Consider the following 26,392-nt stretch of genomic DNA (forward strand, 5'->3'; position numbering starts at 1 on the left):
AAATGCCTAAATTTTCACATTTACACAATCATACCATGTTCTCGCTGCTCGACGGAGCCAGCGATATTTCCCGCTTATATAAAAAAGCCGTAAAAGATAATATGCCCGCACTGGCAATTACTGATCATGGTAATATGTTTGGTGCATTTCAATTTGTGGCGGAAGCATATAAACACAAAAATGAAGACGGCACATTAAAAGTAAAACCGATTGTTGGTTGTGAATTTTATTTAGTTACCGACAGGCATCGCAAACAATTTTCACGCGAGGAAAAAGATATTCGTTACCATCAGGTATTATTGGCGAAAAATGAAATCGGATATAAAAATCTGGTAAAAATGTGTTCGCTGGGATATATGGAAGGGATGTACGGAAAATATCCACGTATCGACAGAACATTAATTGAAAAATATCATGAAGGATTAATTGCCACTACTTGTTGCCTCGCTGCAGAAGTGCCACGCGCCATCATGAAAAAAAGTAAGGAAGAAGCTGAAGCAACATTTAAATGGTGGCTCGATATTTTTGGTGAAGATTATTATATTGAATTACAACGGCACGATATTCCTGACCAAATTTATGTGAATGATACTTTATTGCAATACGCAAAAAAATATAATGTAAAAGTTATTGCAACAAATGATGCACATTATGTAGATCAGGCCGATGCTAATGCACACGATATTTTATTGTGTATCAATACGGGTGAAAAACAGGCTACACCAAAAATGAAAGATTTTGGTGATGATGATATGATGATAAAAGGAAAACGTTTTGCCTTTTATAACGATCAGTTCTATTTTAAAACACAAGCAGAAATGACTAATTTGTTTGAGGATGTTCCTCAGGCAATTGATTATACAAATGAAGTAGTAGATAAAATTCAGTTACTGGATTTAAAACGCGATATTTTATTACCGGCATTTCCTATTCCTCCAGAATTTAAAATACACCCCGATGATGTATTAAATCAGTGGGAATATTTAAAACACCTCACTTTTGATGGTGCCAAAAAACGATATGGTGAAGTTGATGCAGAACATGAAGAAAGAATAAATTTCGAATTGTTTACCATTAAAACAATGGGATTTGCAGGTTATTTTCTTATTGTAATGGACTTCATCAGAGCAGGTCGCGATATGGGCGTTTTTGTTGGCCCCGGTCGTGGTTCTGCAGCAGGTTCGGTGGTTGCTTATTGTATTGGCATTACCAATATTGACCCGATGAAGTATAATTTACTCTTCGAGCGTTTTTTAAATCCTGACCGAAAGTCAATGCCCGATATTGATACAGATTTTGATGATGATGGCAGACAAAAGGTTATTGATTATGTGGTTGAAAAATATGGTAAAAATCAGGTAGCCCAATTAATTACCTATGGCACCATGGCAGCAAAAACAAGTATTAAAGATGTTGCCCGCGTTATGGATTTACCTATTTCTGAAAGTAATGCCTTATCTAAATATGTTCCTGAACGTCCTGGAATTTCATTAAACAGATTAATTTATGCGCCTTTAAGTGGAGATGGCAGTTTGGTGGATAAAGAAAATTTATCGCCTGATGAAATGGCCAACGCAAAAACACTGCGCAGTATTCTGGAAGATAAAAAAGATGTACGTAGCGAAATTTTAAAAGAAGCATTGGTATTGGAAGGTAGTGTGCGCAATACAGGCGTACACGCTGCAGGTTTAATTATTGCACCAAGCGACCTTACCGATTTATTGCCTATTGCCGTAGCAAAAGATTCCAATCTTTATGTTACACAATTTGAAGGCGAGGTAATTGAAAGTGCCGGTGTAATTAAAATGGACTTCCTCGGTTTGCGGACCTTGTCAATTATTAAAACTGCATTAAATTTAATTAAACAAAATCACGGTGTTGTTATCGATATCGATACAATTCCGCTTGATGATGTACCAACTTTCGAATTATATCAGCACGGTGAAACAAACGGAACTTTCCAGTTTGAAAGTCCGGGCATGCAGAAATATTTAAAAGAACTAAAACCCGATAAATTTGAAGACCTGATTGCGATGAATGCCTTATATCGCCCGGGTCCGCTTGAATACATTCCAACCTACATCAAACGTAAACACGGTCGTGAAAAAATTGTGTACGATTTGGTTGAGATGGAAGATATATTGAAAGAAACATACGGTGTAACTGTATATCAGGAACAGGTGATGTTATTATCTCAGCGCCTCGGTAATTTTACAAAAGGTGATGCCGATACCCTGCGTAAGGCAATGGGTAAAAAGCAAAAAGATGTGCTGGATAAAATGAAATCCAAGTTTATTGCAGGCTGCGAAAAAAATAATTTCGAACCAAAAATTTGCGAAAAAATATGGACCGACTGGGAAGCATTTGCACAATACGCATTTAATAAATCGCATTCAACCTGTTATGCTTTTGTTGCATATCAAACTGCTTATTTAAAAGCACATTATCCGGCAGAATATATGAGTGCGGTATTAACGCATAACCAAGGTAATATCGATAAGGTAAGTTTCTTTATGGATGAATGTCGCCGCATAGGTGTTCCCGTTTTGCCGCCTGATGTAAATGAAAGTGCAGTAACTTTTGCCGTAAATAAACAAGGGCAAATTCGGTTTGGATTAACCGCAATAAAAGGTGTTGGCGAAGCAGCTGTAATTGAATTAATTCGTGAACGGGAAGATGGCGGCGTGTTTACCGGTTTATATGATTTAACCAGAAGGGTAAATTTGCGCAGCGTAAATAAAAAAACATTAGAGTCGTTAATTCTAGCCGGCGCATTAGATAGTTTTGGATTAAACCGTGCACAATATTTTGCTGTAGCAAAAAATGAAGCAGCAAATGTGATTGAAAATGCAATTAAATACGGAAATAATTTTACCGGAAATGTTGTTACTTCGCAAAATACATTATTTGGCGACAGCAATGATATTGAAATAACAGAACCCAAAATTCCGGAACATCCTGAGTGGAACACTATTGAAAAATTAAAAAAGGAATTTGAGGTTATTGGTATTTATTTAAGTGGACATCCGCTCGATGATTATAAAATTGAAGTGGATGCATTTAAAACATGTAATATCAATGAGCTGGAAAAATTTACGGATAAAGGTGAAGTAGTTATAGTTGGATATGTAGCATCAACTGATACCAAAATCGGTAAATCAGGCGATAAGTATACCATTTTTTCACTCGAAGATTTCAGCAGTCATATTGAATTGGGCTTGTTTAAAAACAATTATATCAAGTACAAAAACTATGTAGACCAAACCGGAAATGTGCTGTTTGTAAAAGGAAATTATCAAACCGACAGAAATGACCCTGAACGGAAACGGTTTTGGGTTTCAGATATACAGTTGTTGAGTGAGGTTAGGGAGAAGAAATCGATGAAAATTACGCTGAGTATTTCCCTTTCGTCGCTAAACAAGGAGTTTTTGAGCAGTGTTGACCAGATGATTAAGGCAAACCCCGGAAAAGACCGAATTGTGCTGAAAATTGTAGAGGAAACGGAAAATTTTGATGTGCTTTTCCGCACCCAGACCGCTTGTGTGAAGGCAGATAAGCCGGTTTTGAACACCTTGGGGAAATTTGGGGAAGTGAGTTTACGGGTGGCTGGTTAAATTTGCAGATTAAAGCGATTTTTATAGGACTGTGGAACTAATTTGCAGCCTTATTGTTCTAAATTATACAAAACGAATAAAACAATTTTATACTATGGCATTAGAATTTACCGATGCGAATTTCAAGCAGACAGTGCTTGACAGCGAAAAACTTTCAGTAATCGATTTTTGGGCAGAATGGTGCGGTCCGTGCCGTGTTGTTGGCCCTGTTATTGAAGAACTTGCAAAACAATATGACGGAAAAGTAAACATTGGAAAAGTGAATGTTGACTTCAACCCAGAAATTTCAATGATGTATGGTATCAGAAATATACCTACCATTTTGTTTGTTAAGGGTGGGCAGGTTGTAGACAAACAAGTTGGGGCTGTGCCTAAAAGCGTGTTGGATGCTAAAGTACAACAACACTTATAATTGTTAAACATACTTAATTAAAGCCTTCCTTCGTTTGACGGAAGGCTTTTTTAGTTTTATTTTGTAGCATGAACGGACAACTCATATCGCTGAAAGATCTCAGACAGGTTGAAAATCTGGAGCTTATCGCCAAACAGGTGGTGGAAGGATTTATCCTCGGATTACATAAAAGTCCGTTCCATGGTTTTTCCGTTGAGTTTGCCGAACATCGGATTTACAATCCCGGTGAAGCAACCAGGCATATCGACTGGAAAGTATTTGGCAGAACTGATAAATTATTTACCAAAAAATATGAAGAAGAAACCAACCTGCGCTGTCAGATTGTAATTGATGCTTCTTCCAGTATGTATTTTCCTGAACCGGATAAAAAATCGACAGGATTGCATGTAAATAAATTAATTTTTTCTACCATTTGTGCCAGTGCAATTATTCACCTGTTAAAATTACAGCGGGATGCAGCAGGCTTAACCATTTTTACGGATGACCTTTTAGTGCATACCAAATCGGGAAGCAGCAATGTGCATCATAAATTATTACAAACGCATTTAGAACAATTTATCGGCAAATCATCACGCGATGTAAAAACAGATGCCGGAAAATGTTTGCATTTAATTGCCGAAAATATTCATCGCAGAAGTTTGGTGGTAATTTTTAGTGATATGTTTGAAGATACTTCAAAAACAGAAGAATTGTTTTCTGCGCTGCAGCATCTGAAACATAATAAACATGAAGTGGTTGTATTTCACGTTACCGACAAACAACATGAATTAGATTTCACTTACGATAATCGCCCATATGTTTTTGTAGATATGGAAACAGGCGAAAAAGTTAAGTTGCGGAGTAATGAAGTAAAATCGTTTTACACCGAACAAATGACTGAGTACATCAAAACATTAAAACTCCGTTGTCACCAATATCATATCGATTTTGTTGAAGCAGATATGAATACGGGATTTAAAGAAGTGTTGTTACCTTATTTGGTTAAGCGACAAAAACAACGTTAATCAGGTTCAATAAAAAGGTTTGATTTACATTTTTGCTCACTGACAAATTGTCGGAAGGTGAATTTTGTGGGTATTTTTTAAAAAAGTCAGATTTTACAGATGCGTAAGCGCTTAAGATTTCAAATTATTGATAATTAAACCTTCCAGGTTTAAACCTGGAAGGTTTTAGAGAGTCTGCCAAAATTACAGTAACTAAAAATGCTAATTTTAAGTATAATATCTTTGCCAAATGCAATTAAATTTCAAATCCACAGGACAAGGTGAGCCATTAATTATTTTACATGGGTTGTTTGGTATGTTAGATAATTGGCAGACAATTGCCCGTGCGCTGGAAAATCATTTTACCTTGTATCTTGTTGATCAACGCAATCACGGTAAATCGCCGCATATGGATGAGCATAGTTATAAATTAATGGCATCCGATTTAAGGGAATTTATGTTGCAACAGGGCATTCCGCAATCCAATTTGCTGGGACATTCCATGGGTGGAAAAACAGCGATGCAATTTGCACTGGATTATCCTGAAATGGTTACAAAATTAATTGTGGTTGATATGGGTATTAAACAATATGAAGGCGGCCACGATACCATTTTTGATGCATTAAAATCAGTGGAATTAAATACCATCACCAACAGGCATGAAGCAGATGTTCAATTGTCGAAATACATAAATTCAACTGGCGTAAAACAATTTTTATTAAAAAATTTAACACGCGAGCCGGATGGTTCGTATCACTGGAAATTTAATCTGAAAGCATTATCAGATAATTATAGCAATATACTGTCTTCAATTAGCAGTGAAATTCCATTTGAAGGCGAAACATTATTTATAAGAGGTTCATTATCAGATTATATTCCGGATGCAGATTGGGAAGCTATCACAAAATTATTTCCCATGGCAAAATTGGAAACAATAACAAATGCAGGTCATTGGGTGCATGCCGACCAGCCTGAAGCGCTGATAGCTGCCATTCGTCAATTTTTGTAAATAGATGTTAATAATGCCGAATTTGGCTATGTTTCAGTTAGCTTTGTTTTAAATAGATAACTATGAAAAAACAAATACTTACTACATTTTTATGTGCAAGTGCAATTGTATTGATTGCACAACCTACTATCACTTCAGGTGTAAATGGTGGTGTTGGGGATGAAATTACTTTTATGGAAATTCAACCTGAAGGCCTCAATTCAGGCGCAGTTGGCGCAAATGTTACATGGGATTACAGTGATATTATTCCTACCGGTTTCGAATATGGATTTACTATTGTGGATGCCGCAACTACACCACAGGCAGCCTCCTTTCCGGGTGCAAATGTTGCAGCTGACAATGGCTTAGGGTCATTAGGATATTCAAAAATTACAGCTACCGAGTTTACGAACTATGGCTCTTATGCAGGAGATGTTTTAACTTATTATGATGATCCTGAAGAAATTTTTGTTTTTCCATTAACATTTGGAACTACAAACATCGATGATTTACATTCAAACTTTTTTAGTGGAGCCGATTGGGAACGCTCCGGTACTACCACAATGGAAGCCGATGGTTATGGAACACTGATTTTACCTTCCGGCACTTATACCGATGTATTGCGTGTAAAAGTATATCAGGACTATCAGGATGAAACCGATTTATTACCTACACCAATTGAATATGATTTTACCTTGTATTATTGGTTTAAAGAAGGTTATATCGGTGCACTGTTCGAATATTTTGAATTAAATGTAGGTGGTGCTTTCCCTTCTGAAACAACTGCCGCAGCTTTAAATGCTGCTTTACCGGTAGGAATAAATGCATCAATTAATGCAGATAAATTATCGGTGTCACCAAACCCTGTAACCGATATGGTAAATATTGAATTGCCTGTTGCAATCAGTAATACGCAGGTTCGTGTTTATAATAGTTTAGGCCAATTAGTAGTTAATGAAAACCTAAACCCTAGCGGAAATATAATTACATTGAACATGCAGGATTATACAGCCGGAATTTATTTTGTGGAAGTAAGTGATGGAGAAAAAACATATAAAACTAAAATTGTAAAAAAATAATAATCAAAAAGGTCCGCAATTTGCGGACCTTTTTATTTTAAGCTTTATTATTAATGTTGGATAATTAATTTTTCAGAGAGAATTTCCCCTGCATTATTTATTTGAACAAAATAAATACCTGATTCCCAGTTTTTAATATTTAGTTGAAGGTTTTCAGATTCAATATTATTTTGGTTGAAAATTATTTTACCCTGAATATCAAATATCACTACATCATGCGCACCTTCAGCTTCAAACTGAATGGTAACTTGTTCTGCAGCCGGATTAGGGAAAACAATAAGATTAGCTGACTCTGTCGTATTAAAATCTTCACGACAAACTAAAGTTGTAAACTCCTGCAGTGGCGACCATGCTGAAACCACATCGGTGCCAACGGTATCACAAATACTTCTGATTTGCCAAACATAATTTTTGCTGCATTGTAAACTTTTTAAATTAAGTTTATTGTTTGCGCCCGGAACAATTTTTTTCTTCCATGTTGCAGCTGTGGCTTTTTTATACCATACTTCATATTGCATTGCACCAGGTTCAATGGTCCAGTTTAAACGAGCCTTTGTTGTTGTAATATTATTGGTAAATAAACCTGTAGGTGTTTCGCAGGTAATAATCGGGTCCTGAATAAAGTGTGCTATGGAAAGGCCGCCAACCATATAAATACTATAGTCGTTACCAAAATCAAAATCATTATTATAACCACTAGACGCTAATGCAATCCAATCGTTTGTACCATCTGCATTTACTTTTGTTACAGCTTGTTGAAATAATGTACCTGCTGCGAAATAAATATTATTTGCAATATCCATTTTCATGATATTGTGTAATAACAAATTATATAATGGGCCGTCGGCATCTAAATTTTGCCATAATACAGTTCCTGCAGCATCATATTTTATCATTGCTACACCGGTAGTGCCAACACCCGGATATCCTGCAACTACAGGAAAATTATCATTTCCCACTTCAACCTTTGTTGCGGTAATATCATTGTTGGCAGTCCAAATTGTTGTTCCGGTTGTAGATAATTTAGTTATAATACTTCCCTGAACGCCAACTACAACATACTCACCATTAATAATATAAGTATTACCCGAAGCATCACCGGCTGCATCTCCAATAGTTAAACTTAAAACACCGCCTAAACTCCAGATTTCATTACCATCTAAATCAATTTTTGCATAACCATTAACACTACCAACTATGCCGCGACCTGAAATTAATAATTTATTATCAGGCGTAAATTTGAAATTCATTGCAGCACCAATGCCATCTGCATCAAAATAATCCCATAATTCAGCACCTGCAGGTGAAAACTTTTTCACTTTGGTTACATATCCCGATGGTCCAGAGCCCATGCCTAATACATAAATATTGTTTGATGCATCAATTAAACATTTTTTTGTTGACGAGCCATCAAATGTGGTTTCATAAACATTGCGCCACAATAAAGAGCCTGCAGCATTAAATTTCATAATAACACTAGCGGCATCCACAGGTGAAGCAAAACCTGAACGGATAGTACCGGTCACAATAATATTATTGTCATTATCTGTTTCAACCCATGTTGCAACTTCATGACGGGTATTATCGGTATTGTCATAGGAAACAGTCCAGATAAAATTGCCTGCCGCATCATGTTTTGTCAAATAGATATCACCTGCCGGATTATAATCCCAACTGATGGTATATACATTATCAATATTGTCGGTAGTTAATGATAAACCACCTGTAAATTGCTGCCAGTCTAATGTTACCTGGGCATGCACAAAAATCGGAAGTGCTAAAAGTAGCAATAATATTTTTTTCATAATTTAATGTTTAGGTTTAAAAATTTTTTTTAAAATACAATGTACCATGATATTAATTACTTAATATATGTATATACAAAGAGATTACAAATTGACATAAATCATTGTGACTGTGGTTCAGTAGTTTGGTGATATTTGTCACTTAACAGTAATTTAAAAAAAAGGCAGCAAGATTATTTTTGCTGCCTTTATATGTTATGTTTTATTGAAATTATTTATTAATTATTAATTGTTCATTCACAACACTTGTTTCAGTTTCAATTCGGATTAAATACATACCGGATGGTAAATTTGAAACATCAATACCATTGGATAAATTATTATTTGATGTTATTACCATTTGGCCTGACATATCGAAAATTGTTGCTGATTTAATTGCTGCATCATCTGCATGAATATATACAATATCGTTTGCCGGGTTTGGATAAACATGAATTGTGCTTGCATCAGCAATTTCGCCTTCACGCAAAGGTAAAGTAGTGAAAGGTTGCTCTGCTGAAAATTCTGAAACCAATCCATCAGCACAAATACTTCTTATTTTCCAAACATAATTTTTATCTGCCTGTAATGATTTTACATTCAGTTTATTTTTAGTGCCTACTACAAATTTAATTTTCCATGTTGCAGCCGTAACTTTTTTATACCATATTTCATATTGCACTGCTTCAGGAACCAGTGTCCAGTTAAAGCGCGCCTGACTGCTTGTAATGTTATTGGTAAATAATCCGGTTGGTGTTGAACAAGGTGTGGCTATTACCTGATTATAATGAATTAATACTGCATATTGTTGTCCTAATGCATAAATTGAATTATCTGAGGCAAGACAAATTGCGGATCCTGTATTTGAGTAATCAGTATGTAATGCAATCCATTCTTCTACTCCGTCGGGAGTGTATTTAATGGTAACCATTTGCACTAAACTTAACCAAAAATATCCCGGCCACGGGCCGCCTTGGCCTGTGATGTAAATATTTCCGGAATTATCTTTTACCATCATTTTTGGTATTTCATCATTGCCGGTATGTTCATCATAAACTTGTGACCATAACATATTACCTGTTGCATCTATTCTAAATGTATACCAGTCGAAATAAAGGTCCCCATAACCTGTTATATATGCTCCGCCACTATTATCGCACACAATTTGGCGTGAAAATTCTTCATGTCCGAAGTCGTAATTATTGGTCCATAACAGTGTTCCGGATGAATTAAATTTTGTAACCACAAAATTTGATGAAATAAAAGGTGGAGTTCCAAACGTAGCATGTGAAGCTGTAAAAATATTTCCTGAAGGATCAATATCAAAACTAACTAACCCATTCACTATACCACTGGTATGCCATAAAACAGTACCGGCTGTGGTGATTTTTGCTAAGCTGGTGCCATATGCTCCAATAACGATATTGCCATCAGGTGCGAATTGCATTTTTAATAAAGTGCCACCAAAATCATTTCCTGCAGCATCTTCAATTACTGTCCATATATCATTACCATCAGTATCATATTTTTTCACCATCATAGTCCCTACTTCACCATGATATAACATCCACGCATTTACATCACCACCAACATAAATATTACCTGATGCATCAGTTAATATTTTTCTTCCGCGATAAGCGACACCTGTGCTGTAAGTTTTACGCCAGATCAATGATCCATCATCACCATTAAATTTCATGGTAACCATTTGAACCGGAAACCAATCGGTACCAAATCCGGTATTGGTGTAGCCCGTAACAATAGCATCACCATTCACATCAATGGCTACGTCACCTGCTAATTCCCATTGTGATGGTGTGGTGTTATCATAAGTTGCCGTCCACAATATGGTACCGTCGGTGCCTCTTTTTGTCAAATAAATATCTCCAAAAAAGATATCACTTAAGGCATAGGTATTGTCTGCAGCGTCCGTTACTACGGCACTTCCATCCAATCCATAATAAAAGTCGGGAGATACCCAATCTTCGGTAACTTGGGAAAACAATGTGCCTACCATTCCAAACAGCGACACAATAAACAGTTGCATTTTTATCATAACAGTTTCAAATTATATGTATATACAAATAGATTGCTTTTTACGTTCGTAGTTTGTGACTACAATCGCGCCATCTGCTGACTTTAGTCACCTTTTTGCGGGAAGATGAAAAAAGTATATAATTCGAATGCGGTAAGAAGAACTGCAAATATACGGTGGATTCCGAAGAAAAAAAATCTTTTTTCAGATTGTATGTATATACATGTAATCTTTTTACTAGAAGATTAAAAATAAAAAAACCGCTGATGCTGAACTATCTTGTTCAATATCAGCGGTTTACGTTATTTGGTGAGGTTAAAGTGTTCCTCTCAATTCCTGTTCTCTTTCAATGGCTTCAAAAAGTGCTTTGAAATTGCCTTTGCCGAAACTTCTTGCACCGTGGCGTTGAATAATTTCATAAAACACGGTTGGACGGTCTTCCACAGGTTTGGTGAACAATTGTAATAAATACCCTTCATCGTCGCGGTCGATTAAAATGTTCAGTTTTTTGAGTTCATTAAAATCTTCATCAATATGGCCAACACGATCTAAAACATCTTCGTAATAAGTATCGGGCACTCGTAAAAATTCAACACCGCGTGCGCGTAATTCGCTAACGGTTTCGATAATATTATCGGTTGCAATAGCAATATGCTGAACACCCGCACCTTTATAAAAATCGATGTATTCTTCAATTTGTGATTTTTTCTTTCCCGCAGCCGGTTCGTTGATTGGGAATTTAACGAATCCATTTCCGTTGCTTACAACCTTACTCATTAAGGCAGAATATTCAGTTGAGATATCACTGTCGTCGAAAGTGATTAATAATTTGAAGCCCATTACATCTTCATAAAATTTCACCCATTCGTTCATTTTTCCTAACTCAACATTGCCCACACAATGGTCAACATATTTTAGTCCTACCGGTTTCACGGTAAAAGGAGATTGTTTAGCAGCAAAACCCGGCATAAAAACACCATTATAATTTTTGCGTTCAACAAATTTATGAATGGTTTCACCATAAGTTTGAATTGCAGAAATCACCACTTCACCAAATTCATCTTTCATGGTGGTTGGTTCAATTACACCTTTTGCTCCGCGTTTAACAGTTTCTTCGTAACTTTTTGTTGCATCATCCACCCACAAAGCCAACACTTTAACACCATCGCCATGTTTACGAACATGCTCCGAAATTTCACTTTCCGGGTCAAATGATGTGGTTAACACAATTCTGATTTTATCCTGCTGCAACACATACGAAGCTCTGTCCTTAACACCGGTTTCCAATCCGGCATAAGCCACCAACTCATAACCCCAGGCCGATTGATAATAATAAGCTGATTGCTTTGCATTCCCCACATAAAATTCAATGTGGTCTGTACCTTGGAGTGGGAGGAAGTCTGTGGTTGTTTGATTTGTTGTTAATTCTAATGTATTCATTTTATTTTGTATTAAAATTTAATATTGAGGTTATAAGTATAGACCAAGTGCGAAATTTCCGGAAAGGCGGATGGAAAATTGGAGACACAACAAAATTCCAACGGAAAAAAAAGGCGGTGGGGGGGCGGGGGTGGTGGGGTGGGGAAGACCGGCCGAGAGTGACAAAAAGGAAAAAAAACAAAAAACAACCAACAAAAAAAGGTGGGGGGGGGGGCGGGGGGGGGGGGGGGGGGGGGGCGGGCCGGAAGGCTGACAATAAGAAACACAAAAAACACACCCAGGAAAAAAAATGCTGGTGGGTTAGCGAAGGGGCGGGGGGGCGGACGGACGGCCAGAGGGACAAAAAAGACAAAAACAAAACAACCATCAAAAAAAAAAAGTAGTGGGCGGAAAGGGCAGTGGGGGGGGGGGGGGCAGGACAGCGGAGTGCGAATGAGAAACCAAAAAAACCACGGAAAAGCAAAGTGACGGGCGGCGGGGTGGAGGTGGGGATGAGGGGGCGAAGAGCGGATAAAATGAAAAAAAAAAAAAGGGGTGGAGTGTGTTAATGTGTCCGCCGCGGCGGATGCTGATAAACAGCAGGTATATTGCCAATTTTAGTCACATTTAGCGATCAACGGGTTTATTTTTTTGATGATGAAATAATTTTAGTTAATATTTTATTTATTATAACAATTCTTTCCAGTAAATCGTCGCATGCAGGATAGTTTTTAGAATGTTTGCACAATCGTAGCCAATAATGTGACTCACTACCTTCCTTTGCGGCAATTTTCATTTTGTGAATAAAATCTGCCCTGCTTTCAGCATTTTGCGATTCGTTAACATTTGCTCCGACAGAAGTGCCGGCATCAAATAGCTGCCATGCCATTCTGTTTTTTTTTAATTTTTCAAGTTCCTCCGTGTAATCAATAATTAATAATGAAAATTCAAAAGTTAAATCAACGATTAAATTTTTTTCCTCGTTACTCATGTCAATTGTTTTTAAGGTTACAAAATATTTTGATATCAATATCAGGGATAAGTTGATATGGATATTTATTATTTATTTCATTGTGCTATATTTATTTTGTTTAAAAATTATCAATCGAACACATGATGCTATCTTCAAATCAACAGTTACTTCGGAAGCACATCACCCAATCAGCACATTAGCACATCAGCACATTAGCACATTCAACGAGCATGCCCTTCAAAGGACACATTATCACCTCAACTCAACCAGCTCAAATAATACTCAGTATCCTCAATCTCCAACGCAGCTTCAGTTAACTGCAGTGGTTTAAAAGGATCAATCATTACAGCAAGTTCCTTTGTTTCAGTTTTGCCGATGCTGCCTTCGTAGGTGCCGGGGTGCGGACCGTGGGGGATGCCTCCAGGGTGGAGGGTAATTTGTCCGCGCTCAACACTTTTTCTGCTCATAAAATCTCCGTCTACATAATATAATATTTCATCGCTATCGATATTGCTGTGATTGTAAGGTGCGGGAATTGCAAGCGGATGATAATCATACATTCGCGGCACAAAACTGCATACCACAAAATTGTGTGCTTCGAATGTTTGATGCACCGGAGGTGGTTGATGCACACGACCGGTTATAGGTTCGAAATTATGAATAGAAAACGCCCAGGGATAAACGTAACCATCCCAGCCAATTAAATCGAACGGATGATTTGCGTAGTGATAAGGATAAATAATTCCCTGCTTTTTTATTTTGAAATAAAAATCACCCTGCTCATCGTAGGTTTTTAAATTTTGAGGTGTTTTGATATCGCGTTCACAAAATGGTGAGTGCTCCATTAATTGACCAACACGATTTAAATAACGTTTTGGAAATTCAATCGGAGAAAATGATTCAACAATTAATAGGCGATTATTTTCGGAATTAAATTCAATCTGATATAATGTTCCTCTTGGAACAATAACATAATCGCCATATTCAAATGGAATTTCTCCATACATGGTTTTTAATGTGCCTGTTCCTTCATGGATAAATATCATTTCATCAGCATCCACATTTTTGTAAAAGTAATCGCTCATACTTTTACGCGGCGCTGCCAATGAAATGTGTAAATCGCTGTTCACCAAAACCGCTTTCCTGCTTTCCAGATAGTCATCGACAGGTTGAATTTTAAATCCTTTTAAGGAGCGGTGTTTGAGTTGCTTCGACAAAACCACTTTTGGTTCAACACTATAGGCCTCGCCCACCTGTTTAATTTTTGTGGGTGGGTAAAGATGATATAATAAACTATACGTGTTGCTGAACCCTTCAGTTGAAAACAACTCTTCGTGGTAAAGTGTCCCGTCCGGCTTGCGGAATTGGGTATGACGTTTCTCGGGAATTTTCCCGGCTTTGTTGTAAAATGGCATAAAATGTCCCTTTTTGAGTATCCTATAGCAAAAATACAAAGGAAATCATTCTTGAAAAGGTGATTTTTGTCGGAGGTGATGTGGTTAAGTGCTCATATAGTTTAGACTACAATACCTGTAGTTTAGACTGAGATAAGTTTTAAGTGGCAGATATGGGATTTGATTAGGCCTTTAAGCGGTATGCGCCTGAATTCGGCATTTTTGGCCGGCAGCAGTTAAAGCAATCATGAAAGCCCGTTTTATGATAGAAATGGTGAATATGGTCAATGGATTATATTTGTGCAGCTAAATTGTTTTCCCATCGTTTATTATTCAACTTAAATCAACAACATGAAACATTTACGAATTATTGGTGTTTGTCTCTTTTTTTTACAGATTTTTACTGTTACTGCTCAGGATATTAAGGTTCAAACTTCTTTATTAGATAAAGAGGTTGGTGCAGATGCATCCAAAAATCTAGGTGGTGATGAAAGCGGATTTTATGTAGCCAGTTTTACTTCAAAATATAAATTTGAAGTTGGTTTTAATGCAACAGGCACTCAATCTGCATTAGTGATCCAGAAATTTTCGAATGACCTTAAATTGCTTGCAGAAAAGGAAATTGTTCAGGATGATGATGAAAGTTTAGAGTGGCCAATTTTATTAGGCGGCGACTTATACAGTATTTCATTTAAATTAAATAAAAAAAGCAAGACCTGGAATGTTTATGGTCAAAAATTAGAAACCGATAAATTATATAATTCCGGTACACCAATTTTATTATATTCAAAAAAACAAGGGGAGGATGAATTTTCTCTAGCGCTTCAGACGGCTCTGTCGCCCGACAAAAAAAGTATCGCTTTTCATTCTTTTTACTCGCCGGGTGCCGGGAGGGATTATGCGCGTGTATTGGACCGTTATTATGGAGGTAATAGTACAACTATTGCAGTATTTGGTGAAGGCATGGTGAAAAATTGGGAAAAAGAAATTGTAATTCCGTATGGTGAAAATAAATACACCACATCGCAGGTACAGGTTGATAATAATGGTGATGTTTATGTTTTGGGATGGAGATTTGGTGCTGAAATCAACAAAATGAAACCAAGCGCCAATAAAGCAATTACAAGCTTACATAAAATTACAAACAAAGGAGCAACAATAACTGAACTTGAACTTAATATAAAAGGCGTTAATATTTTAGATGGTACAATGGCTTTTGATAAAACAGGTAATATAATGGTATCAGGAATTTGTAATTCGAATGATGAACCAAAAGAGATAGATGCTTTCTATGCTATTTCAGTAGATAAATCAACCCTCACAATTGCTAATGCGACATCTAAAAAATTTACCGCAGATTTATTAAAACGACTTGAAACCAATAAAAATGCCAACCTTGAATTTTCACTTGATGAGTTGTTATTAATGGACAATGGCGATTTTATTTTTTTGATTGAAGAATTTATTTACAGTGAAACTCAGGCCGGCGGTGTATACAGTGCTTTGAGTCTAATATCAGTTGGTATTGACGCGAATGCCGGAATAACCTGGATGAATGCCGTGCCCAAAAAACAATATACTATTTTAGATGATTATACATCCTATAATTTTATGCAAACCCGAGATAAAATATATTTATTTTATAATGGCAATGTAAAAAATGTAAATGCAAAAAGTTATGCTGAGCTCGAAGATTACCAGGCTAAAAATTCGGCAATTATGATGGTGACAATTAGCAGCGACGGCACTTATAAAAAGGTTGTTATTCCGGCAGAAATCAGCACTTACCAGTTGCGCGTTACCATGTCGCAGCAATCAACAAAAGATAAATTTATTTTCTTTGCCAAAGATGGAAAAAAGGAATACATTGGAGCGATTCAATTTAATTAATGTGCTGTTTTACTAAAGATGTTATTTAAACTCCGAATCGCGTTAGGGATTGTAGTGGAAAGCCCGCAGGAGCTGTAACGCAGTGGAAGCGACGAGGACTTGGAACGGAAAGCCCGGCCCCTATAGTAGATAAATAATTTGCGGGGGCAAATTATTTATCACTATAGGGGAAACGCCCAAAAAAAATTACAAACCTCTGCGTTTAATTTCTTTGTCGATGAGATTGAGTTCACGGCTCATTTGTCCGCTTACCGATTTGTTTTCCTGAGCGCGACGAATTAAATAAGGGATTACATCTTTAACAGGACCGTAAGGTAAATATTTTGTTACATTAAATCCGGCCTTTGCGAGGTTGTAAGTAATTTGATCGCTCATGCCATATAATTGTGAAAAATAAAAATGCGGATGATTTGCAGGAATATTTCTTTTTTGCATTTCGCTAGCAAGTAATAAACTACTTTTTTCGTTATGTGTTGCTGCGCAAACGGAAATTCGTTCACTATTATTTAAACACAACATAATAACCGCATCATAATCGTGGTCGGTTGCATTTTTGTCGGGTTGAATTGGCGATGGATAATTCATTTCTTCGGCGCGCTTGCGTTCTTTATCCATATAAGCACCACGAACCGGTTTTAATCCGAGTATATAATTATGTTCAACAGCATCGGCCAATGCGTGTTTCGAAAATTCGAGGCGGTCGTGACGATACATTTGCGGCGTGGCATATACAACAGCTTTTGTTTTATTGTACTTGCGCATTAATTCAAATGTTAATTCATCAACAGCATCCTGAATCCAACTTTCTTCTGCATCAATAAATAATCCGATATGATTATCGGAAGCCGCTTTTGCAATTTGGTCCATGCGGCTATACAATTTCACTTTTTCAGATTCTTCGTCTGCAGTTAATTGTGCTTTCGCATTTAATTTTTCCAATAATGCAAAACTGGTAACACCGGTTACTTTACTGCTGATAAACGGAATATTTTTTTTACCTGAAGCAAATTGTATAATTCGGATTAATTCATTTTTTGTCCGCTCAAATTCTGCTTCTGATTCTTTTCCTTCAACACCATAATCGATAATGGCACCGATGTTGAATTGTTCTAATTTATTTAATACCGGAATTGTTTCTTCCAACGTTTCACCACCACAAAATTGCTCATAAACGGTTTTTTTAATTGCCCATTTAAATGGCAAATGCATTTTTAATGTTAAGTTGGCCAGAGAGGTAAGGGTGTTGGTCATAGCCGGATTATTCATCACTTTGAATAACCAGTGTTCCCATTTAAGTTCCTTATTTGATTTACCTGAAAAAGCTATTTCGGTATCGTTAAAATCGATTTTCGGCGAAGGTTCCAAGGTTGTAATGATTTTTGGCAAATATACGCGGTTGTATTAAATGAAAAAATGACTTTACTACTTATATTTGCTCAAAATGATTGATATGCGGCTATTTCAGGCGATTTTGCTTATTTGTTGTAATGTTATGGTGATGGGACAGTCTTACACCAGTTATTTTACCGGCGACACTGCTGATGTGACTGTAACACCGCTTAAAGGGACAGTTTTGATGGGTGGTGCAACTGAAAATGACAATGCCATGCGCTGGTTTTTGGAACGTGCAAACGGTGGCGATATTTTGGTTTTGCGGACAACGGGTGAGGATGGGTATAACGATTATTTTTATGCTGATTTGGGTGTTGATGTTAATTCGGTTGAAACGATAGTTTGTAATACTGCCGAAGCCTCAACCGACCCTTATGTTTTACGCAGAGTGAGCGAAGCAGATGCTTTATGGTTTGCCGGTGGCGACCAGTGGGATTATGTTTCGTTTTGGCGGGATACACCGATGGAAGATGCATTTAATGCACTGATTAATGATAAACAAATAACCATTGGTGGAACCAGCGCCGGATGTGCAATTCAGGGCGAAGCATATTTTTCGGCTGAAAATGGCACAATTACTTCTTCACTTGCCATGCAGGATCCTTTTCATGCTTTAATGAAACTCGGCTATGCTGATTTTTTAAATAATCCGGCAACACAAAATATTATTACAGATACACATTATGATAACCCCGACAGACGCGGAAGACAAGTTGCATTTTTAGCGCGATTAGTTACTGATTACGGTGGAACATTTTATGGTATTGGTGTTGAGGAATATACTGCTGTTTGTATTGATGAAAATAATCATGCACATGTGTATGGCTCATATCCTGCTGATGAAGATTATGCATTTTTTTTACAAATGAATTGTTACGAACCTGCAACACCGGAAGTGTGTGAAGATGGTGAAAAATTAACCTGGAACAGGAGTGAAGCTGCATTAAAAGTGATAAAAGTTGCAGGCACAAATTCAGGTGCGGGTTATGTTGATTTAAACGACTGGAAAACGGTTACAGATGCAACTTATAGCTGGGAAAACTGGTGGGTAGAAAATGCAGTTTTTAATAATACGGAATCAGCTTCACCAATTAATTGTGATACCGTTTTGCAAGTGAATCAACTTGATGAAAATTCAATTAATTTAATGGTAAATCAGCAGCAGCAGGTTTTAATAATTACCAGTGCAATACATTTTGAAAAATATTTTATTCGTGATATTAGCGGAAAATTAATTGCAGAAAATAGTTTGGATTCCAATCTAATTTCAATTAAGGATTTAATACCGGGTAATTATTTATTTTCTGCTACTGATGCTGCAGGTAAAATATATTCCGGCATTTTTACTAAATAAATTTTTAACGGATTAAGGTAATATAACCTTGTTTAATTTCGGTTGTTTCGCTTATGTTGTTGAAGTAAGTGAGGTTGTAAACATACACACCGATATCGGCAGGAACGCCGTTAATAGTGCCATCCCAGCCAGTATTATAATCGGAAACCGTAAATATTTTTTTGCCGTAGCGGTTGTAGATATCAAATTGAGTAATCATAATATTTTCTTCGGTGATGCGGAATTTATCGTTAACGCCATCCTGATTTGGAGAAAATGCATTTGGGATAATAAATACTTCGGGGCAGTCAGTTAAATAATCGATTTGTACAAATATGGTATCAGTTGCACAACTGTTATTTACCGTTGCAATATACATTCCGTTTTGTTTAATGGTGCGTTTACTTCCGATAAAACCATCTTGCCAAACAAATAAGGGTTCAGTATTATCTGGTTCATCAATTAATTCGGTTAAATCAATATCAACAAGCTGGCCTTTACACACTGCGGTATCAAAATAAACAGTTTGTACCGGCATGGGTATTAATGAAATATTATCGAGATATAAATAAGCGGAATGAAATGCACCTCCATCACCTAAACATGGTGAAAAAGCATCTGAATAATTATTACCAATCAGTAAATATTTTTCTTCACCGCTTGCAATAAAACAATAATCCATTTTTATCCAGTTGTTTTCATTATCAAAAACAATTCCTTCCTGATTGCAAAATGTTTGTTCGAAAGCAAGCGGATTAGTAAAGTAACCGGTCGTAGAAAAATCGGTAAGCAGTTGATTGGTTAAATACATACAAATATTTGTCGGGAAGCAACTGCTTTGTTCGGCAAGGCTCACAAAATATTCAATGTGGTATGGTCTATTCGCAATCAACGGTTCTGTTAAGGCAACTTCAATAAATTCACGATAGGGAGAGCCGCCGGTTTGTCCGACAAAAATGCCTGCATATCCGTTGCCGGATTGTGCTGTTTGTGAGCCCATAAAATTGCCCGGAACGGAGGCCATTTCACCCATGTCGCAGCTATTAAAATAATCGGCAGTGGCAAAAGTAGGGTCGAACCAAAAGGGTGTGTATTCGAGTTGTGACATGTTGTTTGGGCAGCTGTCAAATAGTTCAAAATCGCCGTTGGGGATAAGATTTTGCCCGTGGCCAACCTGAAAACCCAATACAAAACAAACTGCAACAATAAATTTGATGCAAGTGGTTGAAACAGATAGAAATGTAGCCGTAAGCGGCATTAGGCGTCGGTAGTTGGTCACTACAAAAGTATCATAATTATTGAGGAAATGCGATTTTTAGGGCTCTTGGCGGGTAAATTTTGTGTCAGAATGCAAATACCAAAAGTCGGCAAAATTAGTATCTTTACCCCGTGCAGAGTTTTGTTGTTTCAGCGAGGAAATACCGGCCTTCATCATGGCATGATGTAATAGGGCAGGACCAGGTGGTGGTTACGTTAAAAAATGCGATTAAAAATAACCATTTGGCGCAATCGTTTTTATTTTGCGGACCAAGAGGGGTGGGGAAAACAACCTGTGCGCGTATTCTTGCAAAAACCATTAATTGCGAAAATTTACAGGAAAATGGCGAAGCATGTAATGCATGCGAAAGTTGTACTTCTTTTAACGAAAATGCATCGTTCAATATTCATGAAGTGGATGCTGCATCAAACAACTCGGTGGAAGATATCCGCAGTCTCGTTGATCAGGTTCGTTATGCACCGGCTTCAGGAAAATTTAAGATTTATATTATTGATGAGGTTCATATGCTCAGCGCATCTGCGTTTAACGCATTTTTGAAAACGTTGGAAGAACCGCCTGTTTACGTAAAATTTATTCTTGCCACAACAGAAAAACATAAAATTATTCCGACTATTTTGAGTCGTTGTCAGATTTTTGATTTTAACCGTATCAAAATCAAACACATGACCAAACAGTTGGAAATTATTTGTAAAAACGAGGGAATAGATTGCACCGACGAAGCCATGCACCTGATTGCGCAAAAAGCGGATGGTGCTATGCGCGATGCATTGAGTATTTTCGACAGAATTACCAGTTTTTCGGGCAAAACAATTACGGCAAAAGATGTAATTGAAAATTTAAATATTCTCGACTATGAATATTTTTTCAAAATAACAGAAGCATTTGCTGCAGAAGATGTAACTACTGCTTTGTTGTTATTTGATGAAATTATTAATAAAGGATTTGATGGTGATATTTTCATAAACGGACTCGCAGAACACTTTAGAAATATTTTGGTTTGTAAAGATGAAAATACACTTAAACTACTCGATACCAGTGAATCGGTAATTGAACGTTATAAAAACCAAAGTGATTTAATCAGTGCTTCGTTTTTAATAAGCGGTTTAAATATTTTAAATGGTGCAGATGTAAATTATCGTGCAAGCAAAAACAAACGTTTGCATGTGGAGTTGGCTATTATGAAATTGTGTTATATGCACAATGCAGTTTCTACACTGGCAAATGGCGGCGTGGAAAAAAAAACTTCTGACCTGAACGGAAAACGCCAAACCGTTTTTAGTAATCGTCTTGAAACCCCCGTAAAATCTGATACGCAGCCGGTTGCAGAAAAAAAAGAACCGGTTAATGATGCGCCTGTTAAAAAGGTAAAGGTTGAAAATAGTACAATAATTACAGCACAGGTTGAATCGGTGGAAACGGTAATGATACCGAAAAAAACAGATTTACGTCAGGCTATAAAAAAAGAAGAAGACGAAAAAAATGCCGCTCAACTGGTGCAAAAAACCGAAGAGCCGCTGAAGGTAATTTCACCGGAAATGTTTTTTATTGTTTGGAAACAATATGCTGATTTTATCCGTAACGATCAAAACCGTGTGGCAATTATTATGGATGCAGCCGCAGTTTCCATTAATGATACCAATAATATTGTTGTAAGGCTGGAGTCAAACCTGGAAGCCAATATTATGAAGGAAATGCAAAACGATTTACGTGAATTTATAATGGAAGGGCTTGAAAATAATCAATTTGATATTTCGTTTGTTGTAGAAACGGTCAAAAGTGATAAAGTAAAACGACCTTATACAACACAGGAAAAATATAAAAAAATGGAAGAAATAAATCCGCTCATAAAAGAGTTGAAAGAATCACTCGGCTTTGAGCTGGATTATTAATTGAATTTAATTGTAAACAAATACTATGAAAAAACAATTTCGTTTATTTATTAATTTGCCGGTAACATGTGTAATCACAATGTTATTGTTCAGTCAGGCTTTGATTGCACAACCAACTTCAGGTTCATCAAGTTCATCGGGAAATTCAAATCCCAATAATAAACCACCAACAACGGGAAGTCAGAGTTCATCCTCTTCTTCATCGTCGTCATCAAGTGGTGTAAGCGGACCGGTTCGAGTTGAACCGGGCACACCAGATCCGATTAGTATTTTTAATGCTAATAACACATCAAATGCACAAAATATTCCGCCAAAACCGGGAAAGTATGCATTTACAACTGTGCCTGACGATCCAACCAGAACACGTATTTATAAATTAAATAACGGTTTAACTGTTTATTTATCACAAAATAAAGCGGAACCAAGAATTCAAACCTACATTGCTGTAAAAGCAGGCTCTAAAAACGACCCGAAAGAAACAACAGGATTAGCGCATTATTTAGAGCACATGATGTTTAAGGGAACAAGTAATATTGGCACAACAAATTGGTCGCGCGAAAAAATGGTAATTGATGCCATTGCACAATTATATGAACAACATCGCAACGAAAAAGACCCGGTAAAAAAAGCTGCTATTTATAAACAAATTGATGTCATGAGTCAGGAAGCTGCAAAATTTGCGGTACCTAATGAATATGATAAAATGATTACTTCACTGGGAGCAAAAGGAACAAATGCATATACCAGCAAAGAACAAACGGTTTATGTGAATGATATTCCTGCCAATGAATTGGAAAAATGGCTGGTAATTGAAAGTGAACGTTTCAGCACCTGTGTATTACGTTTATTTCATACTGAATTGGAAGCAGTGTATGAAGAATATAATATGGGACAGGATCGCGACGGCAGCAAAATGTTTGAATCATATTATCGTGCGTTATTTCCAACACATCCTTATGGCACACAAACCACAATTGGTGAAGGTGAACATTTAAAAAATCCTTCGATGGTGAACATCATGGGATATTTTTATACTTATTATGTTCCGAGTAATATGGCCATTTGTTTGAGTGGAGATATTGATTACGATAAAACGATTGAGCTCATTAATAAATACTTTGGCACTTATGTAAATAAACCTGTCGGCGAAATGAAATTTGCTCCTGAAAAACCAATGACCGAAGTGCAACGCCGCGATGTGTGGGGACAGGAATCAGAAACCATGATGATGGGTTATCGTTTACCGGGCGCAAATACAAAGGAATCGATAATGGCAAAATTGATTACCGGAATTTTATATAATGCACAGGCCGGGTTGATTGACTTGGATTTGAATCAGCAACAAAAAGTTTTGGATGCCGGCGCTTATTCAACTGAATGGAAAGAATATTCTGTTTTAACATTATCGGCAGATCCGCGCGAAGGCCAAACCCTCGAAGAATGTGAGCAATTACTATTAGCAGAAATAGAAAAATTAAAACGCGGCGAATTTGATGAATGGCTGATAAAAGCTGTAGTAAACGATTATGAATTATCCAGAACAAAATCATTTGAATCGAATACCGGCAGAGCAAGCGCATTTGTGAATACTTTCGTAAAGGGTGTTGACTGGGGTAATTACCTGAATGAATATAAAGTGATGGAAAAAATCTCTAAACAGGAAGTAATAGAATTCGCGAATAAATATTTAGGTAATAATAATTATGCGGTTATTTATAAACGTAAAGGTGAAGATAAAAACATAAAAAAAGTTGACAAGCCGGCAATTACGCCAATTGAAGCAAATCGCGAAGCGCAAAGTGTATTTCTGAAAAAATTCATGGAATTACCTTCCAGCCGCGTACAACCTGATTTTATCGATTACAACAAACGTATCAGCAACCAAACCTTGGGAACAAATGTTCCGTTTGCGTATATTAAAAATGAAGAGAATAATTTATTTGAATTGTATTACATTTTTGATATGGGTTCTGCTAACGATTTGTATTTAACCCTTGCAATAAATTATTTACCTTACTTGGGGACAGATAAATACTCAGCTTCTGATTTACAGAAAGAATTTTTTAAATATGGTTTGAGCTTTAATGTATATACATCGAGCGACAGGGTGTATGTTTCATTGTCAGGTTTGGAAAGTAATTTAGATAAAGGTGTTGAACTGTTTGAACATGTGTTAAGTGCTGTTCAACCCGACAATAAAGCATATAAAGAATTAGTAAACGGGATGATAAAAGAACGTGTTGATGCCAAAACAAATAAATCGGCTATATTCAACAGCGCAATGGCCAGTTATGCCAGATATGGAAGTTTTTCGCCGGTTACTGACTTGCTTACTGAAAAAGAATTAAATAATACTTTACCGGCCGATTTGACGGGTAAAATTAAATCGCTCAGCACCTACAAACACCGAATATTTTATTACGGTCAGCGTTCACAGGATGAAGTAAAAACCGTGTTGGCAAAGTATCATAAAGCAAATGAAAATTTATTGGATTATCCTGTAGCTAAAAAATATACGGAGCAGGAAACAAAAACCAATAAAGTATATTTTGTAAACTATCCTATGGTTCAGGCACAGGTGATGTTTATGGGAAAAGATGAAACTTTTAATAAAGCATCGTTACCTGCAGCTCGCTTATTTAACGAATATTTTGGAAGTGGATTATCCAGTATTGTATTCCAGGAAATTCGTGAAACAAAAGCTTTAGCCTATTCAGCGTATTCCAATTATACTACTCCGGCAAATAAAGATGAAGCGCATTATGTTCGCGCATTTGTTGGCACTCAGGCAGATAAAATGCAAATGGCCATTGAAGCAATGCTTGAAATTATGAACAATATGCCACAGGCAGAAGAACAATTTAATGCTAGTATTGAATCGGTTACTAAACAAATTGAAAGCGAACGTATTACGCGTGCAAATATTTTCTGGAGTTATGAAAATGCTAAACGCAGAGGATTAACTACCGATATCCGCAGAGATATATATACAGAAGTACGTGGTATGACAATGCAGGATTTACAACAATTTTTCAACGACCATATTGCAGATAATACATATACCATAATTGTAATGGGCGATAAAACGAAATTGGATTTAGCTTATTTACAATCAATAGGTGAATTTAAAGAATTAACCCTCGAAGAAATTTTCGGGTATTAATTATATTAATAAATTATGTTATTCAGAGCCGTTAAGTAATTAGCGGCTCTTTTTTTATTGTATTATTCAATGGCACTTCCGGCGAGCCAGGCGGTCATCATTTTATCGTCAAGAATTTTTCCTACCACGCGATATTTTGAATAGTAAAAAGGATTTACACCAATTGGTTCTTCAGCCATCACACCAATATCCGGCTGATAATAATTTGAATGCACAAATTGAATTGTTTTGGCATCGTAATATATAAATCCAACATGTAAATCTAAACCTACAACATACAATCCGGGGCCCCGCGTTTTTATTTCCGCAATTACTTTTTCTGCAGGCACATTACTATAACGTTTAATGTCTGTTGTCATGCGTAAAATCATCGTTTCCGATGCCATTTGCGCCCATTTAACGCGCGGTATTTTAAACCCTGCATCACGTAAAACGGTAGTGACAAAATATCCACATGCAATAGAATCCGTTTTTGGTTGTGTGGTAGTACCATTAAATGCCCAGGGTGTGCCGAACCATGCAGGAAAAACGGAATTCGTTATTTCTCCAAAAATATAAGCACGAGATACTTTTATTAAACTATCCTTATTATTTCCAACTTCCAGATATGCATCATGTAATCGTTGTTGTTCAGATGTGATTTTAGATTTTATTTCTGTGTATGAAACCGGAGTTGCAGTTGCTGCGGGTGATGTCGGAACTTGATTACAATCTGCCTGTAAACAAAATAAACAGCAAATAATAAACATGGTTTTCATAAATGGG

General features: G+C 36.7%; 17 protein-coding genes. 9 read left to right on the forward strand and 8 right to left on the reverse strand.

Annotated features, from left to right (window positions below):
* The first annotated feature begins 2 nt into the window (after positions 1-2).
* The 5 genes from dnaE to IPI65_04950 all read left to right on the forward strand — a co-directional run bounded on the left by dnaE (position 3) and on the right by IPI65_04950 (position 7,076).
* Entirely contained in the window at positions 3-3,614 is a 3,612-nt protein-coding gene (gene dnaE, locus IPI65_04930; protein ID MBK7440880.1) for a DNA polymerase III subunit alpha, read from the forward strand.
* A 94-nt stretch (positions 3,615-3,708) separates the two neighbouring features.
* On the forward strand, positions 3,709-4,026 hold the full coding sequence (gene trxA / locus IPI65_04935) for a thioredoxin (protein ID MBK7440881.1): 318 nt from the start codon (positions 3,709-3,711) through the stop codon (positions 4,024-4,026).
* Positions 4,027-4,094: 68 nt separating this feature from the next.
* Complete coding sequence (locus IPI65_04940) at positions 4,095-5,030, forward strand: DUF58 domain-containing protein (protein MBK7440882.1); 936 nt, start codon at positions 4,095-4,097, stop codon at positions 5,028-5,030.
* A 229-nt stretch (positions 5,031-5,259) separates the two neighbouring features.
* Positions 5,260-6,018 carry an alpha/beta fold hydrolase gene (locus IPI65_04945; GenBank protein MBK7440883.1) on the forward strand — a complete coding sequence of 253 codons (759 nt, stop codon included), beginning with the start codon at positions 5,260-5,262 and terminating at the stop codon, positions 6,016-6,018.
* Between the two features lie 62 nt (positions 6,019-6,080).
* Positions 6,081-7,076, forward strand: coding sequence for a T9SS type A sorting domain-containing protein (locus IPI65_04950; GenBank protein ID MBK7440884.1), 996 nt, complete (start codon positions 6,081-6,083; stop codon positions 7,074-7,076).
* Between the two features lie 50 nt (positions 7,077-7,126).
* Here IPI65_04950 and IPI65_04955 read toward each other — a convergent pair whose 3' ends face one another.
* From IPI65_04955 to IPI65_04975, 5 genes are all read right to left on the reverse strand, one after another.
* Positions 7,127-8,881: a T9SS type A sorting domain-containing protein gene (locus IPI65_04955; protein MBK7440885.1), complete on the reverse strand. Its 1,755-nt coding sequence runs from the start codon at positions 8,879-8,881 to the stop codon at positions 7,127-7,129.
* A 211-nt stretch (positions 8,882-9,092) separates the two neighbouring features.
* Positions 9,093-10,907, reverse strand: coding sequence for a T9SS type A sorting domain-containing protein (locus IPI65_04960; protein MBK7440886.1), 1,815 nt, complete (start codon positions 10,905-10,907; stop codon positions 9,093-9,095).
* Positions 10,908-11,210: 303 nt separating this feature from the next.
* Positions 11,211-12,335 carry a 4-hydroxyphenylpyruvate dioxygenase gene (hppD, locus tag IPI65_04965; GenBank protein ID MBK7440887.1) on the reverse strand — a complete coding sequence of 375 codons (1,125 nt, stop codon included), beginning with the start codon at positions 12,333-12,335 and terminating at the stop codon, positions 11,211-11,213.
* Positions 12,336-12,957: 622 nt separating this feature from the next.
* On the reverse strand, positions 12,958-13,305 hold the full coding sequence (locus IPI65_04970; protein ID MBK7440888.1) for a four helix bundle protein: 348 nt from the start codon (positions 13,303-13,305) through the stop codon (positions 12,958-12,960).
* 239 nt (positions 13,306-13,544) lie between these two features.
* Entirely contained in the window at positions 13,545-14,702 is a 1,158-nt protein-coding gene (locus IPI65_04975; protein ID MBK7440889.1) for a homogentisate 1,2-dioxygenase, read from the reverse strand.
* Positions 14,703-15,032: 330 nt separating this feature from the next.
* Here IPI65_04975 and IPI65_04980 point away from each other — a divergent pair, with 330 nt between their 5' ends.
* Entirely contained in the window at positions 15,033-16,571 is a 1,539-nt protein-coding gene (locus IPI65_04980; GenBank protein ID MBK7440890.1) for a hypothetical protein, read from the forward strand.
* Between the two features lie 186 nt (positions 16,572-16,757).
* Here IPI65_04980 and IPI65_04985 read toward each other — a convergent pair whose 3' ends face one another.
* A complete protein-coding gene (locus IPI65_04985; protein MBK7440891.1) occupies positions 16,758-17,837 on the reverse strand; it encodes a proline dehydrogenase family protein in 1,080 nt (359 codons plus the stop codon).
* Between the two features lie 184 nt (positions 17,838-18,021).
* Between IPI65_04985 and IPI65_04990 the strand changes: the two genes are divergently transcribed.
* A complete protein-coding gene (locus IPI65_04990; GenBank protein MBK7440892.1) occupies positions 18,022-19,317 on the forward strand; it encodes a cyanophycinase in 1,296 nt (431 codons plus the stop codon).
* Between the two features lie 4 nt (positions 19,318-19,321).
* On the opposite strand, the gene IPI65_04995 is transcribed toward IPI65_04990, so the two are convergent.
* Positions 19,322-20,404: a gliding motility-associated C-terminal domain-containing protein gene (locus IPI65_04995; protein MBK7440893.1), complete on the reverse strand. Its 1,083-nt coding sequence runs from the start codon at positions 20,402-20,404 to the stop codon at positions 19,322-19,324.
* 281 nt (positions 20,405-20,685) lie between these two features.
* Here IPI65_04995 and IPI65_05000 point away from each other — a divergent pair, with 281 nt between their 5' ends.
* Both IPI65_05000 and IPI65_05005 read left to right on the forward strand, forming a co-directional pair.
* Positions 20,686-22,464 carry a DNA polymerase III subunit gamma/tau gene (locus IPI65_05000; GenBank protein MBK7440894.1) on the forward strand — a complete coding sequence of 593 codons (1,779 nt, stop codon included), beginning with the start codon at positions 20,686-20,688 and terminating at the stop codon, positions 22,462-22,464.
* A gap of 25 nt (positions 22,465-22,489) precedes the next feature.
* Positions 22,490-25,627, forward strand: coding sequence for an insulinase family protein (locus IPI65_05005; GenBank protein ID MBK7440895.1), 3,138 nt, complete (start codon positions 22,490-22,492; stop codon positions 25,625-25,627).
* 62 nt (positions 25,628-25,689) lie between these two features.
* Here the strand turns inward: IPI65_05005 and IPI65_05010 are convergent, their stop codons facing one another.
* The gene (locus IPI65_05010; GenBank protein ID MBK7440896.1) at positions 25,690-26,385 is read right to left on the reverse strand and encodes a hypothetical protein; all 696 of its coding nucleotides are present in this window, start codon (positions 26,383-26,385) and stop codon (positions 25,690-25,692) included.
* Positions 26,386-26,392: the final 7 nt, after the last annotated feature.

The organism is Bacteroidota bacterium (genome assembly GCA_016706255.1).
In the GTDB taxonomy this organism is placed as follows: domain Bacteria; phylum Bacteroidota; class Bacteroidia; order Chitinophagales; family BACL12; genus UBA7236.